17 protein-coding genes and 1 tRNA gene are annotated in these 15,716 nt (G+C 63.9%); 10 read left to right on the top strand and 8 right to left on the bottom strand.

Annotated features, from left to right (window positions below; translation table 11 throughout):
* Positions 1-2: 2 nt before the first annotated feature.
* Together AC3WTE_RS24900 and AC3WTE_RS24895 are read right to left on the bottom strand one after the other, a co-directional pair.
* Positions 3-530 carry a bacterial proteasome activator family protein gene (locus AC3WTE_RS24900; protein WP_459367387.1) on the bottom strand — a complete coding sequence of 176 codons (528 nt, stop codon included), beginning with the start codon at positions 528-530 and terminating at the stop codon, positions 3-5.
* A 13-nt stretch (positions 531-543) separates the two neighbouring features.
* Positions 544-2,505, bottom strand: a complete 1,962-nt coding sequence (locus AC3WTE_RS24895) for a DUF6541 family protein (protein ID WP_492441824.1) — start codon at positions 2,503-2,505, stop codon at positions 544-546.
* A gap of 110 nt (positions 2,506-2,615) precedes the next feature.
* Between AC3WTE_RS24895 and AC3WTE_RS24890 the strand changes: the two genes are divergently transcribed.
* Complete coding sequence (locus tag AC3WTE_RS24890; RefSeq protein WP_492441822.1) at positions 2,616-3,812, top strand: cysteine desulfurase-like protein; 1,197 nt, start codon at positions 2,616-2,618, stop codon at positions 3,810-3,812.
* Here the strand turns inward: AC3WTE_RS24890 and AC3WTE_RS24885 are convergent, their stop codons facing one another.
* On the bottom strand, positions 3,813-4,211 hold the full coding sequence (locus AC3WTE_RS24885) for an acyl-CoA thioesterase (protein ID WP_492441820.1): 399 nt from the start codon (positions 4,209-4,211) through the stop codon (positions 3,813-3,815).
* Positions 4,212-4,288: 77 nt separating this feature from the next.
* Positions 4,289-5,260, bottom strand: a complete 972-nt coding sequence (locus AC3WTE_RS24880; RefSeq protein WP_492441819.1) for an NAD(P)H-quinone oxidoreductase — start codon at positions 5,258-5,260, stop codon at positions 4,289-4,291.
* A gap of 64 nt (positions 5,261-5,324) precedes the next feature.
* Here AC3WTE_RS24880 and AC3WTE_RS24875 point away from each other — a divergent pair.
* Positions 5,325-5,414 (top strand) — tRNA-Ser (locus tag AC3WTE_RS24875).
* A 124-nt stretch (positions 5,415-5,538) separates the two neighbouring features.
* Here the strand turns inward: AC3WTE_RS24875 and AC3WTE_RS24870 are convergent.
* Positions 5,539-6,267 carry a hypothetical protein gene (locus tag AC3WTE_RS24870; protein ID WP_492441818.1) on the bottom strand — a complete coding sequence of 243 codons (729 nt, stop codon included), beginning with the start codon at positions 6,265-6,267 and terminating at the stop codon, positions 5,539-5,541.
* 1,099 nt (positions 6,268-7,366) lie between these two features.
* Here AC3WTE_RS24870 and AC3WTE_RS24865 point away from each other — a divergent pair.
* The 6 genes from AC3WTE_RS24865 to AC3WTE_RS24840 all read left to right on the top strand — a co-directional run bounded on the left by AC3WTE_RS24865 (position 7,367) and on the right by AC3WTE_RS24840 (position 12,632).
* Positions 7,367-7,993 carry an MspA family porin gene (locus AC3WTE_RS24865; protein ID WP_492441972.1) on the top strand — a complete coding sequence of 209 codons (627 nt, stop codon included), beginning with the start codon at positions 7,367-7,369 and terminating at the stop codon, positions 7,991-7,993.
* A gap of 2 nt (positions 7,994-7,995) precedes the next feature.
* Complete coding sequence (locus AC3WTE_RS24860) at positions 7,996-9,255, top strand: hypothetical protein (RefSeq protein WP_492441817.1); 1,260 nt, start codon at positions 7,996-7,998, stop codon at positions 9,253-9,255.
* A gap of 82 nt (positions 9,256-9,337) precedes the next feature.
* Positions 9,338-10,744 carry a hypothetical protein gene (locus tag AC3WTE_RS24855; protein ID WP_492441816.1) on the top strand — a complete coding sequence of 469 codons (1,407 nt, stop codon included), beginning with the start codon at positions 9,338-9,340 and terminating at the stop codon, positions 10,742-10,744.
* A complete protein-coding gene (locus tag AC3WTE_RS24850; protein ID WP_492441815.1) occupies positions 10,741-11,421 on the top strand; it encodes a DUF5642 family protein in 681 nt (226 codons plus the stop codon). Before AC3WTE_RS24855 ends, AC3WTE_RS24850 begins: the two co-directional genes overlap by 4 nt.
* Positions 11,422-11,434: 13 nt before the next feature.
* Entirely contained in the window at positions 11,435-12,145 is a 711-nt protein-coding gene (locus tag AC3WTE_RS24845; RefSeq protein ID WP_492441813.1) for a hypothetical protein, read from the top strand.
* Between the two features lie 232 nt (positions 12,146-12,377).
* A complete protein-coding gene (locus AC3WTE_RS24840; protein ID WP_492441811.1) occupies positions 12,378-12,632 on the top strand; it encodes a hypothetical protein in 255 nt (84 codons plus the stop codon).
* A gap of 442 nt (positions 12,633-13,074) precedes the next feature.
* On the opposite strand, the gene AC3WTE_RS24835 is transcribed toward AC3WTE_RS24840, so the two are convergent.
* The gene (locus AC3WTE_RS24835) at positions 13,075-13,302 is read right to left on the bottom strand and encodes a hypothetical protein (RefSeq protein ID WP_459367376.1); all 228 of its coding nucleotides are present in this window, start codon (positions 13,300-13,302) and stop codon (positions 13,075-13,077) included.
* 56 nt (positions 13,303-13,358) lie between these two features.
* On the bottom strand, positions 13,359-13,637 hold the full coding sequence (locus AC3WTE_RS24830; RefSeq protein ID WP_492441809.1) for a DUF3349 domain-containing protein: 279 nt from the start codon (positions 13,635-13,637) through the stop codon (positions 13,359-13,361).
* Between the two features lie 599 nt (positions 13,638-14,236).
* On the opposite strand from AC3WTE_RS24830, the gene AC3WTE_RS24825 reads away from it, so the two are divergent.
* Positions 14,237-14,500 carry a hypothetical protein gene (locus AC3WTE_RS24825; RefSeq protein WP_492441807.1) on the top strand — a complete coding sequence of 88 codons (264 nt, stop codon included), beginning with the start codon at positions 14,237-14,239 and terminating at the stop codon, positions 14,498-14,500.
* Between the two features lie 90 nt (positions 14,501-14,590).
* On the opposite strand, the gene AC3WTE_RS24820 is transcribed toward AC3WTE_RS24825, so the two are convergent.
* Complete coding sequence (locus AC3WTE_RS24820; protein ID WP_492441805.1) at positions 14,591-15,103, bottom strand: OsmC family protein; 513 nt, start codon at positions 15,101-15,103, stop codon at positions 14,591-14,593.
* Positions 15,104-15,184: 81 nt separating this feature from the next.
* Between AC3WTE_RS24820 and AC3WTE_RS24815 the strand changes: the two genes are divergently transcribed.
* Positions 15,185-15,655, top strand: coding sequence for a PPOX class F420-dependent oxidoreductase (locus tag AC3WTE_RS24815; protein WP_492441803.1), 471 nt, complete (start codon positions 15,185-15,187; stop codon positions 15,653-15,655).
* Positions 15,656-15,716: the final 61 nt, after the last annotated feature.

Genomic DNA, 15,716 nt, shown 5'->3' with positions numbered 1-15,716 from the left:
GGCTACAGGTACTGGCCGGTGCCCGAGTGGAACGGGCTGCGACCGCCCTCGGCGCCGGGCGGCAGAGCGCCCTGGCGCATCTGCTCCAGTTGCGCGCGGGCCGCCATCTGCTGGGCGAACAGGGCGGTCTGGATGCCGTGGAACAGGCCCTCGAGCCAGCCCACCAGCTGGGCCTGCGCGATGCGCAGCTCGGCGGCCGACGGCACCTTCTCCTCGGAGAACGGCAACGACAACCGCTCGAGCTCCTCGGTCAGCTCCGGAGCCAGGCCGTCTTCGAGCTCCTGGATGCTCGACCGGTGGATGTCGCGCAGGCGGTTCCGGCTGGCCTCGTCCAACGGCGCGGAGCGCACTTCCTCCAGCAGCTGCTTGATCATGGTGCCGATTCGCATCACCTTGGCCGGCTGCTCGACCAGGTCGGTCAGCGACTTGCCTTCGTCGGCCTGTTCGGGGTCGCCGCCGGGGGCCCCGCCCAACGCCAGGTCTCCGCCGATGACCTCGATGTTGTCGTCGTCTGCTGGGTTCAGCGTCATAGCTGCACTGTTCCTATCTCTTCGCCGGGGCAGCGGTATCGCCGCGCCACTCGTAGATGCGGGACCGCCCGTTGTCGTAGATCTTCGCCCACGACTTCGACTTATCCAGCGACACTAGTCCGTCGGGCATTACGAAACCTCTGACGATGGTCGAGCTGGTGATCACGTACCGGATGTTCAGGGCGTGCACGGCCTGCGCGATCCGCGGATCGGTGTCCGCCTTGTTGGCGTAGGCCCAGAAGATGAAGCGGTGGTAGCCCGGCCCCTGTTGCTGCGGGTAGTCGTAGTGGGTCCACAGCGGGTGCAGTCCGGCGACGGCGTACATCCAGGAGGTGCCGTCGGTGTTGGCGTTGCCGATCAAGGTGTCCTTGGCTCCCGGCAGCGTCGCCAGGTAGGCGAAGGCCTCCAGGTTCTTGTCGTTGACCATGATCTGGTCGTACTTCTGGCCGATCAGATAGCGGTGGCGTGGGAAGTAGTGCCAGGCCAGCCCGACAGTGGAGAAGGCGAGGAGGAGCACTGTCACCGCGGCCCAGAACCGTTCGGTGCGGGGCGCCCGTTTCTGCAGCCAGCCGACGGCGAAGGCGATGACGGCGAACAACGCGATCCCGGCGAACGGCGTGATCAACATGGTCACGACGGCAGACAACCGGCGCGGGTCGCTGTAGTAGAGGTCGGAGTACTTGCCGATGACAAAGCCGAGCGGGCCGCCGAACGGTGCACCCGAATGCACGATCGCGACGATCAGCAGCAGCCACACCGTCGGCGGCCACCAGACCCGCTTGACCAGCAGGATCAGCCCACCGAGGGCACCGAGCAGGATCAGGATGTTCTGGATCGGATAGTCGTTGAGGTGGCGCGTGTGCTGCACGACGGCGTTGAACAGCACCCGGAGCCTGCTCTGGTGGGTGATGAACGCATGCCCGACGATGATGTCCGCCTGCGCGAGCACCCCGATGAACTGCGGCAGCAGCAGCACCAGCGACGGCACCGCGACGGCGAGCAGGCTCAGGAAGTCGGAGAGCCGGCCGCGCACCGGATGCCACAGCTTGTCGCACAGCCACCACACGCCGACGAAGGTGACGACGACGACCCCGCCGGTGATGTGCGTCGAGAACACCCCGACGAGGGCGATGATGGTCAGCGGGATCCGGTCGCGGTGCCGCAGGCACGACATGATCAGCACCGTGGTCGGTCCGGCGAGACCGTAGGCCACCAAGTTGGGGACGGCGGCGACGTCGAACTCGACGTATGGGACGGCGGTGAACGACGCCGCCAGTGCGCCTGCCGCGGCGGCCGCCCCGGCGCTCCAGCGCTGGCACTTGTGCGGCCGCACCATGGCCCACGTCAGGCTCGCCGCGCTGACGGGGAACAGCCAGACGCAGGCTGCCAGTGAATTCAGGGTGTAGGCCGTAGTCGGGGCGGCGCCGGTGAGTTGGCAGAAGATCGCGGCGAGGGCGTGGAACGTCGAGGGGTAGTACAGCAGAGCGTGCGTCTCGACGTTGCGAAGCTCACCCATGTGCAGCGGTGAGGCCTGACCGACGTCGAGAATCCAGCGGACGGTGTTGGCGTGCCAGACCGAGTCCCAGGTGCTCGGAATGGATTGCCAATGCGGCATGCCGACGATTGCTGAAATTGCGATCGCCGTCGCGCCGACGAGAATGCCGGCGGCGACGAACAGGGCCGGGCCGCGCGTGATCGCGAGTGCTTCGGCGGCGGTGTCCGCGTAGCGCCGCAGGGCACGACGAAGCCCGGCAACCACTGCAAGCACGATGACGAACGCCAGCAACGCCGTCCAGCCGTTCCATGGAACGCCGATGGCACCGAGTGGAACGACGGCCAAAGCAACGATGCCGTAGGTCACTGCGGGGCCGACTGCTATGGCAACGGGCCAGGTTAGCTGTGCTACACGAGCGGTGATTGCTCCAGGGATCACCATGACCAACACGGCGACAAGGACGCCAGACGCCAAGCTCACTGCACTAGTATGGCTGTTCGGGTGGCCCGGCTTTCGCCGGTGTGCAGCGGGGCACGCCCGCCGGATAAATTTTGGCTGGCAGGCCTGAATCGCTCGAAGGTTGGCATGGCATGGCATATGACGTCGCCCGGGTGCGCGGTCTGCACCCGTCACTGGGCGGCGGCTGGGTGCACTTCGACGCCCCGACCGGAATGCTGCTGCCGGACTCGGTAGCGACCACCGTCTCGACCGCTTTCCGCGGTTCCATGTCGTCGGCCGCTGGGCCGCACCCGGCCGCCCAGCGCAGCGCCGCGGTCCTCACGGCCGCACGGCAAGCGGTCGCCGATCTCGTCGGCGGTGACCCGCGCGGTGTCGTGTTCGGCGCTGATCGTGCCGTCCTGTTGAATTCCCTCGCCGAGGCGTCGGCGTCACGGTCCGGCCTGGGCTACGAGGTGGTCGTCACCCGCCTGGACGACGAGGCCAATATCGCACCGTGGTTGCGGGCCGCCAATCGCTATGGCGCCAAGGTGAAGTGGGCCGAGGTCGACATCGAGACCGGCGAACTGCCCAGCTGGCAGTGGGAGACGCTGATCACCCGGCCGACCCGGTTGATCGCGATCACGTCGGCGTCGTCCAAGCTCGGCACCGTCACCGATCTGCGGCCCGTGACCAAGATGGCGCGGGAGAACGGCGGCATGGTCGTCGTGGACCACTCGGTGGCCGCGCCCTATCGGCTGCTGGACATCAACGACGTCGACGCCGATGTGGTGGCGCTCAACGCCATTGCCTGGGGCGGCCCGCCGATCGGCGCGCTGGTGTTCCGCGACCCCTCGATCATCGACACGTTGACCACGGTCTCGCTGGACCCGACCGCCACGGGCGCCGCCCGGCTGGAAGTCGGTGCGCACCAGTTCGGGCTGCTCGGCGGTGTTGTGGCCAGCATCGAATATCTGGCCAATCTCGATGACGCCGCCACCGGCTCTCGTCGCGAACGGCTGGCGCGCTCCATGCAGTCGGCCGAGGCCTACCTCAACCGGGTGTTCGCGTACCTGCGTAACTCGCTGCGGTCGCTACCGCTGGTCATGGTGCTCGGCGCCCCCGAGGCGGCCATCCCGGTGCTGAGCTTCGCCGTCCAGGGCGTGCCTGCCGACCGCGTGATCAGCCGCCTGGCCGACAACGGTGTCCTGGCCGTGTCGGACGGCAACTCGCGCGTCTTGGAGGCCATCGGTGTCAACGACATCGGTGGTGCCGTGACGGTCGGCCTGGGCCACTACACGACGACCGCCGAGGTTGATCAGCTGGTCCGGGCGCTGGCCTCGCTCGGTTAGTTACTTGTAGCCCAGCGCATCGAGCAGGAGCTGCGGCGGCTCGATCTTGCCGGAGCCATCTGTCGCGATGCACACGTAGACGGTGCGCGCGGTCACGATGGGTTGGGCGGAATCGCCTGTATGGATCAGGAACTCGACCGTGAACGAGGTGCGGCCGCGGGTGGGAATGGTGACGTCGACGTGGATCTGGTCGCCCCACTTCAGAGAACCCGACCAATCCAGCTCGGTGTGCACCACCTGAGTGTCCACGCCCGCGTCGAAAATCTGGCGCCACGAGGCCGTTTGGGCGATGAACGCGCCGAAGGCCTCATCCATGTAGGCCAGGTACCACATGTTGAAGACCACGCCCTGTTGGTCGACCTCCAGATAGCGCACCGGCGCGGTGTACGTGAACGTCACCGCCTCAAACTATCTGCCGCGGTTGATTCTGCGTTCAGGGCGTAGTGCTTTCGCGTTTTGCAGCGTATCGGCGGAGATCAATCACGCACTCGCAGAAGCACTTTCCCTGACACGGCACCCACCTGTAGCAGCTGATGGGCCGCCGCTGCCTGTTCGATGGGCAGCTCGGCGCCGATGATCGGGCGCACCCGGCCGTCGGCAACCATGGGCCAAACATGCTGCACCACTTCGGAAATGATCGCTGCCTTGCCGGATTCCCCCTCGACGGGGCGGGAGCGCAGCGCGGTGCCGATGACGCCGGCGCGCTTGCCCACGAGCTTGGCGATGTTCAGTTCGCCCTTGACGCCGCCTTGCATTCCGATGATCACGATGCGGCCGTCGGGCGCGAGCGCGTCGATGTTCCGGTCCAGGTACGAGGCGCCCATGATGTCGAAGATGACATTCGCGCCGCCCGCCTCCGTCATCCGCTCCACGAAGTCTTCGTCGCGGTAGTTGACCAGGATGTCGGCGCCCAGCTCACGGCAGAGTTCCAGCTTTTCGAGTGACGCGGTGACCGCGACGCGCGCGCCGAGTGCGTGGGCGACCTGGATGGCGTGCGTGCCGATGCCGCTGGCGCCGCCGTGCAGCAGCACCAGCTGGCCGGGCTGCAGGTGGGCGGTCATCGACAGGTTGGACCACACCGTGGCCGCGACCTCCGGCAGACCGGCGGCATGATGCAGGTTCACGCCTGCCGGAATCGGCATCACCTGAGCCGCGGGCACCGCCACCTTCTCGGCGTAGCCGCCGCCCGCCAGCAGCGCGCACACCTGATCACCGACTGCCCAATTCTCGACGCCGGCGCCGACCTCGGAGATGACGCCAGAGACCTCAAGCCCCAGGATGTCGCTGGCGCCCGGCGGCGGCGGGTAGAGGCCCGCGGCTTGCAGCAGGTCGGCCCGGTTCACGCCGGCCGTCGTGACCTCGACGACGACCTCACCGCCCGCGGCCGTCACGTCCGGTACCTCGGACCATGCCAGTTGACCAGGGGATTCGACGACGATTGCGCGCATAGCCGCCACGCTACACACGGACCCGAGGGGCTCGCGCGGCGCCGGACCCCTTAGGCTATTCGGCGGTGGCGTGGCAGAGCGGCCTAATGCACTCGCCTTGAAAGCGAGAGTTGGTTAAACCCAACCGGGGGTTCAAATCCCTCCGCCACCGCCAAATGTTCGACGTTCGAACCCAATTCGAGCGCCCAGCGACTCCACGCCACTGGGCTGCTCGATTCGCTCGGGAGCAACGCGGACTTGCCCGAGCACCTCGTTGTAGTCCTCAGGTCTTCTGATTCTCACCCGGCGGTGCGGTTTCGTCGCCGCTGCCACGAGTAGGTTGCGCTCCACGCGAATAGGGTGATCGTGATGCAGCCTGCTACTAGCGGTGCCGTCGCAGCCCACCGTCTCTCGACGAACATGGTGGTCAACTGGGTCGCTATGACGATCAGCCCGGCGATGTACCCGAGGATGTAGATATCCGCTACCGCGCGATGGCGTTGTTCGCGTCGCAAAATCATCAGGCAGTGCAAGGCGCACGTGATGAGGTGCAACCCCATCAGACAGGCGATAACCCAGTAGACCGTCAGCCAGGTGTCCGGCGGACTCCGGAGGAGGTCGGTTGGTGCACGGTTGACGCTGCTGAGGGCAAAGGTGGCGAGCATCAGCGGAAGGGTCAGGGCAACGGGCAGCTCGACGTGCCGGCGGAAGAAAATTCGGACGGCGTGGTCGTTTCCCAGACGCGTCAGGAAATGGGCGATAGCGCAGGTGCCGCCGGCTAAAAGCAGCCAATGCGCTAAGAGGTAATGCGTGTGCCATAAGCCGGTGAGCTGGTGCAGTGCGACGCCAACACGGATACCTATTGGTGGCGTCATCAGAAGGATTGCGAGGCCTTCCAGGGCGACAGAGAGCGTTGCTGCCCGATCGTAATAGCTACGCCACGCGAATCGACGCAGCCATAGGCAATGCGCACTGGTGGACAGCGCGAGGATGGCGAAAAACGGCAAAAGTACATTCGGGTGGGACACGTTGGATTACTCCTTCCCCCGGATTCGGCCTATGTCCGCAGAACTGCCGAGGCATCGGGCCGAAAGCGGTCCCGCCATACCGCTGCCAAATATGCTAGGCACGGTTCAAGATCAATGGAAGCTATACCGTCGCAATTGATTCCATTATCGCTGCAATTTTATTCAGGCGTTAATTTGAATCGTGATCGATGGTCGAAATTCAGCAAATCCTGGCCGTGTACGCGCAAGGGAATAGGCGCCGAATCATGAGGGCTTCGAGATCGAACGCAAGCCCCCGTGCTGGACACCTCAGATGGACTCGAGGAATACGCCCGAACGAGCATCGCGCCGCTCATTCACGCGGTAGACACGCGCCCGCAACAGCTTTCTACCGGGCGGCCCATGAGCTCGCCCGAGATGGGTTAGGGAGGCTTCGCTGGTCCCCGAGCTGCGTAGTTCCGCGTCTAACGGGCGCCTTGTTTCTGGAGAGAAACTCGACGATCTAAGATTCCGGTCGGGCTCGACATTGACGCCGGTGAACTCGTGAGTGGGCCGCCGTGGGCACCCGGCTGGCATGGGAAGTTGCCTGCTGGGTTCGTGTGAATTCACGCACAGAGTCCCCGTCTATTCGACCACCATCGCGGCAATGCAGGCCATTGCAGTTCAGCGACGCATGCGGGCGGCTGAGTTAGTGGCTACAGAACGTTGCATCGCTGTCGGCGAGTGCTGCTACGTCATCGGCGCACGTTGGCACGTTCTGTCACGTTGCTGGAGTAGCCCACCCCGACGGCGGGCATGGTCCCACTGATAGCTGCTTCATGCGCGGAGGGCAGTCGCATCGAGGGGCGATTCTGTCCAGCTTTGCTGACTGACCTAACTTGTTAGCTCTACTTCTGCTCACGTAAGAGTTGACGCATCAGTCGCGTTATGCGATTGTTCGCGGTATTACGTGAAAGGCCAAGTGAGCCGGGGGGCTTGAGGCTGGTCTTCGCAGGGGGATTGGTGCATGGTCGTATTTGGCTTGTCGGCGCGGCGTGTGGTCGCGACGTTCGAGGTGTTCGCTGTATCTGTCGCATCGTGCGCATACGGTGCGGGTGTCGCGGTCGCTGATCCGCAGCCGATGCCGGATCGGTGGACGCAATTCGTCACCGATGACGGCTGGGTGGTGGACGTGAACACCACCAACGAAGTGATTGACCACATCGACAATCTGGCCGGGGCATCGAACTCGTGGCAGGCACGCGTCACGCTGCGCTCCGAGGCCCGCATCACCGGCAGTGGTGGCGCGGTCATTCAGGACGCTCAACTCGAATCCGGCTACTTCGTTGGATGCCGCACCGATTCCTCGCCCGGTGTGGAGGTCGGTGTCGACGCGGGCATTGATCCGTATCAGCAGATCAACGGCCAGGTGTACGGCGGCGGTTTTGGTCAGGGCCAGGGTGGCGCCGGCGGCGGCGGGGGAGGCGGCGGCGGTTTCGCCGGTGCCTCAGCTGGTGCCACGCTCGGCGTGCAGGAGCATTTGGGTGGCCACATTCGGGTGCTGTTGAAACCTGGTGGGCTGGCGCAGGTTCCGATGGATCGCATCAGCTTGCGCAGCATGCATGCGGTGTCGAATCTGCGCGATCAGAACATCGAAGCCGACGGCTGTGGCGGTCAGGTGAAAATCCAGTCGTACACCACGATTCGGGTGCGCACCGATAACGGCAACGACACCCAAACCCTCTACGGCGAGCCGAAGGATTTGTGACCGTGGCACTCCTACAACGTTCAGGACATCATCCGCGCGGCGCCCGTCGTTGGGCGTCCATTACCGCGGCGGTGCTCCTGACGATGAGCAGCGCCGGTGGTGTATCTGCCGGCACCGCCGGCGCGGACCCCGCGGCACCGGCACCACCGTCCCCCGTACCGGCGCCGGTGTCGCGGCCCCCGGTGCCGCTACCGGTCCAACGCCCGATGCCTGACGACCCGGGCCGGGTGAATCCCATTGGTGGGGCACGGGTTTCCTCCACCACCCCGCAGGGTGAGACCGCGGGTATGGAACGACCGCTGGCGGCTCAGGCGGAACGCGGTGCAGTGACGGTGCCGATGTGGGCCAAAGATGGCATCTTCGCCCCGACGGCGCACCCGAACCGCCAGATCGCCATCCACCTACCCGGCGAGCTGGGGCTGGGTCCGGCCACCTGGACTGCTGATGGTGGCGCGATTTACGGCTCCAATGACGTTGACTACCAGGTCATCCCGTTCTCCGGCGGCGGTGTCGACGTCACCGTGACCCGCAAGACGGTGTTCTCCGCATCCACGATCCCATTCGGAATCAAGCTTCCCGCCGCGACACATTTGCGGCAAGGCAACAACGTGGTGCTGGTGGAAACCGATGCCGCACCGGGCAATCCGGCCCACGTCATCGGCACCTTCAGCATCCCCGCGGCCACCGACGCCAACCAAGCCCTCGTCGGCGTCACCCCCACGCTGGGGCCGGGATTCCCACCCGGACAATCCAACCTCACCATTGACCTCGGTCCGACAAGCGTTTTCGCGTTCCCAGTCACCATCACCCTGTCCTACCGGGCTTCTGATGCGGCGACTACGGGCGCGCCTGCCCCGAACTGGGCTGGGCTGCCCGCCGGGACACCGGCCGCGTCAGTCACGCCACCGAACCCGACCGGGTACATGACCGACCCGACCGGGGCGCACCGCCCGGACAACATCGACCCGGCCGTGTATGCACAGCGCCATTCCGGTCATTGCCAGGGCGGCCCCGACGCCTACAGTTCCGCAGACGGACGGGCGGCGAACTTCGTGGCCGCCTGCCAAACGCAACAACTGTGCCTGGCCGGCACCCCGGCCTACACGTCGGTGGACTCCTGCAACGACCGGCTACTGGCGCACATGTCCATCTCGTGCGTGACGGTGTTCGGCCAAATCGGCGACGACTACGACGCCTGCACCCGCACCGCGTCGGACGAAGTTGCCTGGACCAAAGCCAACATGGCAGGTGGCCCCGAATGACCCAAGCGTATTGATCCGCTCGCCGAGTTGTTGAGTCAGAGGGAAAGTCATGACACCGATGAAGTCGCGATCGAGGTCTCGCGTGAACCACTACCGGCGCGCAGTGGCCATTGTTTCGATATTGGCGCTGCTTCTGGCCGCGATCATCACGACCACTCTCGACGAGCATGGTTCGACCGTCACGGCACTGCCCGGGGCGGCCGCCCAGCCTAGTGTGCCCGGCGGCGGCTCAGGCGGTTCGGGTGGCGACGGCGGCGGGCCTCCTTTCCCGATGCAACCGCCAGCGATGCCTGAGGTCCCCGCTCCGTACAACGGCGGGTCCTATCCAGCGCCCTACCAAGGCAACGGGATCGACATCAACAATCCCGCCGAACAACCCGCGCAATTACCGCAACAACAACCCAACTCCCCGCAGGGCAATCCCCAACAACTACAGCCCGCGAATGGCCAACAGCCACCCGACTACGACCAGCCTCTCCAACAGCCCAGCCAACAGCCGCAACCGCAGCCGAGCCAACAACCGGAACAGCAACCGGCTGAACAAGAACAGCAACAAGAACAGCAACAAGAACAGTCCTCCGACCAAGAGCAGCAGCGAAAGCAAAATGACTGCGAGCCGAATGCAATATTCGGTCCACAGGACTACAGCAATCTCACACCGGAGCAGCTCGAGGCGGAGCTCAAAGCGCAACAAGACGCATACGACAAGCTTGAGCCGGAAGCCCGAAAACTGGTCGCCAACATCCGTAAGCGGATGAAAAATGGAGATTTCGGCCCCGGGATCAAGGACGAAATTAGCCGTATTGAAAGTGGGGCTTACGGCAATGGCGGCACGTATATTACCTGGGACGTGGATCACATTATTCCCCTGAGGGCGTTGGTGAAGCTGCCACAATTTAGGAGTCTTCCATTGGCCGATCAGGTGGCGATCGCGGATATGCTGGCTAACTTGTATCCGAATCCGTCCGTATTCAACCGTTCCCGAAAAGACAAATTGCCCAGTCAGTGGACGACCGTGAAGGGCGAGCCGGTCCCGGATGATGTGTCTGGCGACTGGTGCAAGAAAGAGAAGGAAGCGACGCAGGCGGTGCTAAATGAAATTGCCGAGCGCCAGCGCGACACGCGAACTGCGCCGAAGACCAGCCCAACAAAACCGGACACTACTCAGGGGCAACAGCACCCGACTGCTGCGCCTACTCAAGCGCCCAACCAGGCACCAACCCAAGCGCCGGCCGTACAGCCGACGCCAGCTCCGCCAAGTAGCCCCGACCACACCGCCGTTCCGAGGATTCCCAACAGTCCGCGGACGAGTCCATCGGAGACGTCGGCTCCACGGTCAGCACCTCCCGTCGGCGACCCTTTCGAGATACCCGTAATCGCGTCGACACCGATCGGTGATCCAGTCGGAGTGTTAGCTGGCATCGGAGTACTCGTTGTGGGCGGAGTACTGGGCCTTGCTGCACTGGTTGCCCAGGGGGCGCAGGCATGACCGGATACCGCGCTGCTGCCGCGTTGCTCGCCCCGCTGATCCTGTGCAGCACGATGTCATGCACAAACACGTCAGAGCCGACATCGCACCCGGGTGGCGACAAGTCTGTCTCCATATCTGGTGTTCACCGGGTTACGCAAGAGTTCCCTTCTGGGTGGACAGTTCGAACGAACCCACAAGCCGTCGTCACCCAGCCGGAAGCAGACAAACACAGGCACGCCGCTGACGGCTTGACGGTCCGGCCGCCGCAATGCGGCGCACGATTGCAGCGACTAGGAGACGTCGTCGGGCAATCGATCGAATCGATAACTGCGCGTTCGGCCGGACAGACTATTGGCGTCTCGGCGGCAGAGTATCCGCAGTCTTACCGAGCACCGGACAACGCCGACTGCTCCTACGCCACGTTCAGCCGACCCGGTGACGTCAATGGCACCATCGTGCCAGCGCCGGCACTTACGATCGCCAACATGACGGTTGTCGGGACTCATATCGTCACCGACTTCGACGACCACAGTGATCGTGTGGTGGATCAATACGTCTATCTTGGGCTGGTCGACGATCGGCATATTGTGGCTGTGAGCGCAACCGCTGGGCCGGCCGCGAGCGATCTCCCCAAGATCGATGTCGCGTTCGTCCAGCACATTTTTCAGAAAGCTGTCGAAGCCGTTCGCTCGTGAAGGATGAACAAACGTGACACTCAGGGCAGATTATCAACTGTTCATTAGGGACAGAATCGGTGGACACCGTATCGACCTGCTCGAAAACGACGACGTCGCGCCCGGAAGCGTGCCGCAATGGTGGCTCGACGCAAATGCAGCCGACGGGCGGGACGCCGTCGAACTCGCCCTACGCGTATGGCAGCCCGTAATCGCGCGACGCCTGCCGCGCCTGACTCACAAACTGGCGCAAGATGGCCTCGGCGTATTTATTGCGCGCATGGTCTCGACACGCGCAGCGGACGAGATTGGACAGAAGCCAGTTCTGCTGTACGTCCTACGCAATCCGGATAACGAAAGTGCATTCGATACCAGATTCGGGCCCCCGCCGCTGCTCCGTACCGACATTCCAACGTATTGGAGCGGCATTCCAGCCGACTTGCAGGGTTTTTATCTGGAAATCCATGACGGCTTTTACGACGACTTTGGCGGAGCTGGGCTGAGTCCGAGCGGCAACTTTTTGTTGCCCGCAGAGTATGGTGAGTCTTCAGAATTTACATTTCGTGGAGAACGCAGTAAGCCCGACGTAAATCAATTGGTTGAAATCGGTCGCGATGGTGCCGGTGGTGGATTATGCCTCGACGTGAGTGATGGCCTCGGCAGGGCATGGGACTGGTATCAGGGGACGTTCACACCCAAAGGCGACTTATGGGAAGCGCTCGACGACCTGCTTAGCCAACTGTGAGCGTCTTGTTCAATTCTTGAGTTCGTTCGGTCAACCTCGAACGGGCCGGACGAAACGCCGTTCGCTTGTGGTTCGAAAGGGCTACCATTGATCATGGCGCAAACGCCGGCGCGCGAACCAGGCCATAAGGACCCGACCATCGGGGCCGCTAAGGCGTCTTTGCGCGACTTCAGTTACGGCAGGCCTCCATAAGAGCAACAAATACACCGAGCAGTTCGCGCTAGCGCTCGAGATGTTCGCCGTCCACCGCAATGCCGAGATCAACCGGGGCTTGAATCCGGACCCCAAGGTCAACCTCGGTGGTGTTTACGACTGGCCGATGAAGGTGCAGCTCGGCGTTGTCCAGCCTTCGCCGCCGCCCGTCGCACGCCGCAAGATTTGGTTCTACTCGGCCCCCGGCTCGGGTGCCGACGCCAACGTCGGCCCCGCCTATGACGTGGGGCCGCCGAGCATCGGGCCGAAAGTGCTCCCGCCATACCGCTGCTGAATATGCTAGGCACGGTTCAAGATCAATGGAAGCTTTACTGTCGCAATTAATTCCATTATCGCTGCAATTTTATTCAGGCGTTAATTTTAATCGTGATCGATGGTCGAAATTCAGCAAATCCTGGCCGTGCACACGCAAGGGAATAGGTGCCGAATCATGAGCGTCTGGGCGACTGAGGCGGGCGCGTTCGACGATCGCTCGGACGCTCACAGCTCGTTATGGGAACTCATCGAAGACTGGATGTATCTACGCCATACGCCGTAGCAGGCCAATCACGGTTCTGATCAAGTATTGAGACCGTGATAGCACGGAGCCAATGACAATGCTCCCAAACTGCAGGCGCTAACCCGCTCAACCACCGACCGACCTCCGCCACGAGTTCGATGTTCGGGCCGGCTTTGTCGGGATCGTGGCCAGTCCGTCCGTGCCAGTCGGCGCCAGATCAGGGTTGCCACCTACGCCGGATGACTTCGCGGGCGGTTTCGCCGCGAACGCTGCGCCAAGTCGGCCCGGTCCAGATCATCACTTCATATTCGAGGCCCTGTTCGCGGCGCATCCGTTCGCCGAACGCTGTTGCGTCGTGAGACTGACAGTAGCGTTCGGGGCGCACCAGAGCCGGCCCATCGACGGCGTCGGTGGCGCAGGACAGGAGGACTGCGTACGTGCTCACGTGCGTACCTCGAATCGCTGCCCGGGGGTGCATTGCGGACCGCCTCGCCACGACAGTCAGCAGCTGCTCGACAGTGATCGCCTGACGCGGTCGATGTCCGCGCGGTCGGCGACGTCGTCTGTGTAGGTCATGATTGCGACGGCGATGTCGACATCTGACACGGCCGCAGCCTGCGGCGCGAAATAACCTGCCATTACGCTGATTTCATCATCTGCGAGACGCCGGGGCACCAACGCCAGCAGGGGGCTGTAACCTGTCGCCGGGGCATCCGGCGGCTGGCCGAAGCGTAGATAGCCGACGAGCGCCGCAACGGCCTTCGTGCATCGTTCTCTCATGTTCCTGCTCGGCTCGTCGTCACGGGCGACTCAGCACCCAGCTGAGTGCGGGGAAGCGCGTCGGTGAGATCGATTGCCATCGGCACACGATCGCAAGGCGCAGGCCAAATTCGGTTTCTCGGCAGTGTCCTTCCGGTAAGGACCTCTTCACGATGGGTCCAATCGGCCTGTGAGCTTTACGCGCTGTGCCCGATCGGCAATCGGCGATTCGCACAGCTGGCCACAGCCGGGTAGTACGACCTGTTCTCGAGCACATCGCGCGCCGTGACGATTATTAGCTCGTGGCCGAGCGTGCGACACCGGTGGTAGGCCAAGCCCACCATCGGTGCGGGCCGAGGCCGAACTCGGTCTGCAGTGATCCGAATAGACACGTCGGCGAAAGCACGATGTTCTGGGCGCACTTTGAGCAGACCGACATCGACTCAGGGCTAGATCGGTGGTGACGTCGAATCGTCGGCTGGCGGGTCAGGACGGTTGAGCTGTCTCGATGTGGCGTCCGTTGTCACTTTGCTGAGATTGAACTACCGCGAGCTGTCTCTCGTGTACCCGATGGCCGGCCAACTCAACCCATCGGACGTACTCACACTCAAGGAGTAGTCATGAAGAGTTCGTATGCCGGTATCGCCGGTATCGCCGGTATGGCGGCACTGGTCACCGGCGCAGGTCTCGGATTCGGCGTCGGCACGGCCCAGGCCAAACCCAAACCCGTGGTTCCCGGGCCACACCACACCACCATGATGACCACGCATTTCCTCGGGGCCTTCGAGACCAACGTCGATCGGTTCATCGACTCGACGTATCCCAACGGCGAGAGCAGCATGTTGGACGCGTTCTCAGACCTGCTCACCCCGCTTGCGAGGTAGTCAGAACGCCGCGCACCTGGCAGCCCCGGACCCGCAAGCTGGGGCTGCCAGGTGCGACTGCGGCGGTCCAGCCAGATCGGATCGGATGTGTCATCTGATGAGCAGCTGCGTGTGCACCGGCGTCGCCTCCGTCGTCAGATCCAGCACCGGGCAGTGTGCATCCACCGCTTCCTGGAGTTCGAGGTAGCGCTCCGGGGATTCCGGGCCGGAGACATTGACCGTGACCCGGATCTGCTGGAAGCCGGGGCGAACGTTGTCGTCCAGGCCGAAGAAGCCGCGCACATCCAGGTCGCCTTCGGCGCTCGCGCTGAGGGAGTCGACCTGGACACCGAGCCGCTCGGCCCAGAATCGGTAGGTCACCACCTGGCAGGACAGCAGCGCGGCGAGGTAGTACTCGACGGGGTTGGGCGCCGTGTGCTGCCCACCGAGTGCGGGTGGCTCGTCGACGTGGACGCGGTAAGTGCCGAGCGTGATCTCGCTACCGACTGTGCCCTCAGGCTGAGCCGAGGCCCTGAAGACCACGGCAGCTGCGGCGGAGTTATCGGCGACGGCCGCCCGGGTGGCGTCGGTGATCGCGTTGAGGGAAGTCGCGGAAGCAGTCACGCCGGCGACGTTATGTGCGTCGGCGTCGGTGATCGACCGTTGTGCCCACGATGAATTCAACTTCCCGACTAGGCTCCGGCCATGACCGGGAACAACCTTGCTGCGGCCATGGGCCGGTTGATGTTTCGGGGCATGGACAGGTTGCGTCACCGCGACGCCTTCGACATCGGGGAGCCGACAGGGTCGGATTTCTCGGGCTTCGACGGGGCCCGGCAGATCGTCCTCGTCACGTTCAAACGCTCTGGTGAGGCCATGCCCAGCCCCGTCAATCACGGTGTCGCCGAAGGCAAGCTGTACGTGCGCACCGATGCGTCGACGGGGAAGGTCAAGCGGATTCGTAACGATCCGCGAGTCGTTGTGGTGCCGTGCGATCTTCGGGGCCGGCCAAAGGGGCGGCCGGTCGCGGGCATCGCGCGGATTCTGCCCGAGGCCGAGCACGCCCGCGCCGACGCCGCAATCGCCGCGAACTGGTCGCCGGCCATGAAGGTGTTCGAGCGAACGCTCGAGAAGAGCAGCTCCGCGTTCGACATCGCAATTGTCCGATCCCATTGAACATCGCAGTCTGGCTCCGCGGTTGCTGGGTTTTGCAAGGTTTGTCGGGACGTCCTACTGT

It is taken from the genome of Mycobacterium sp. FW102-FHT13B02 (assembly GCF_058790275.1).
Note: the sequence above shows the minus strand (reverse complement) of the source record. Positions and strands in the feature narration are given on the sequence as shown.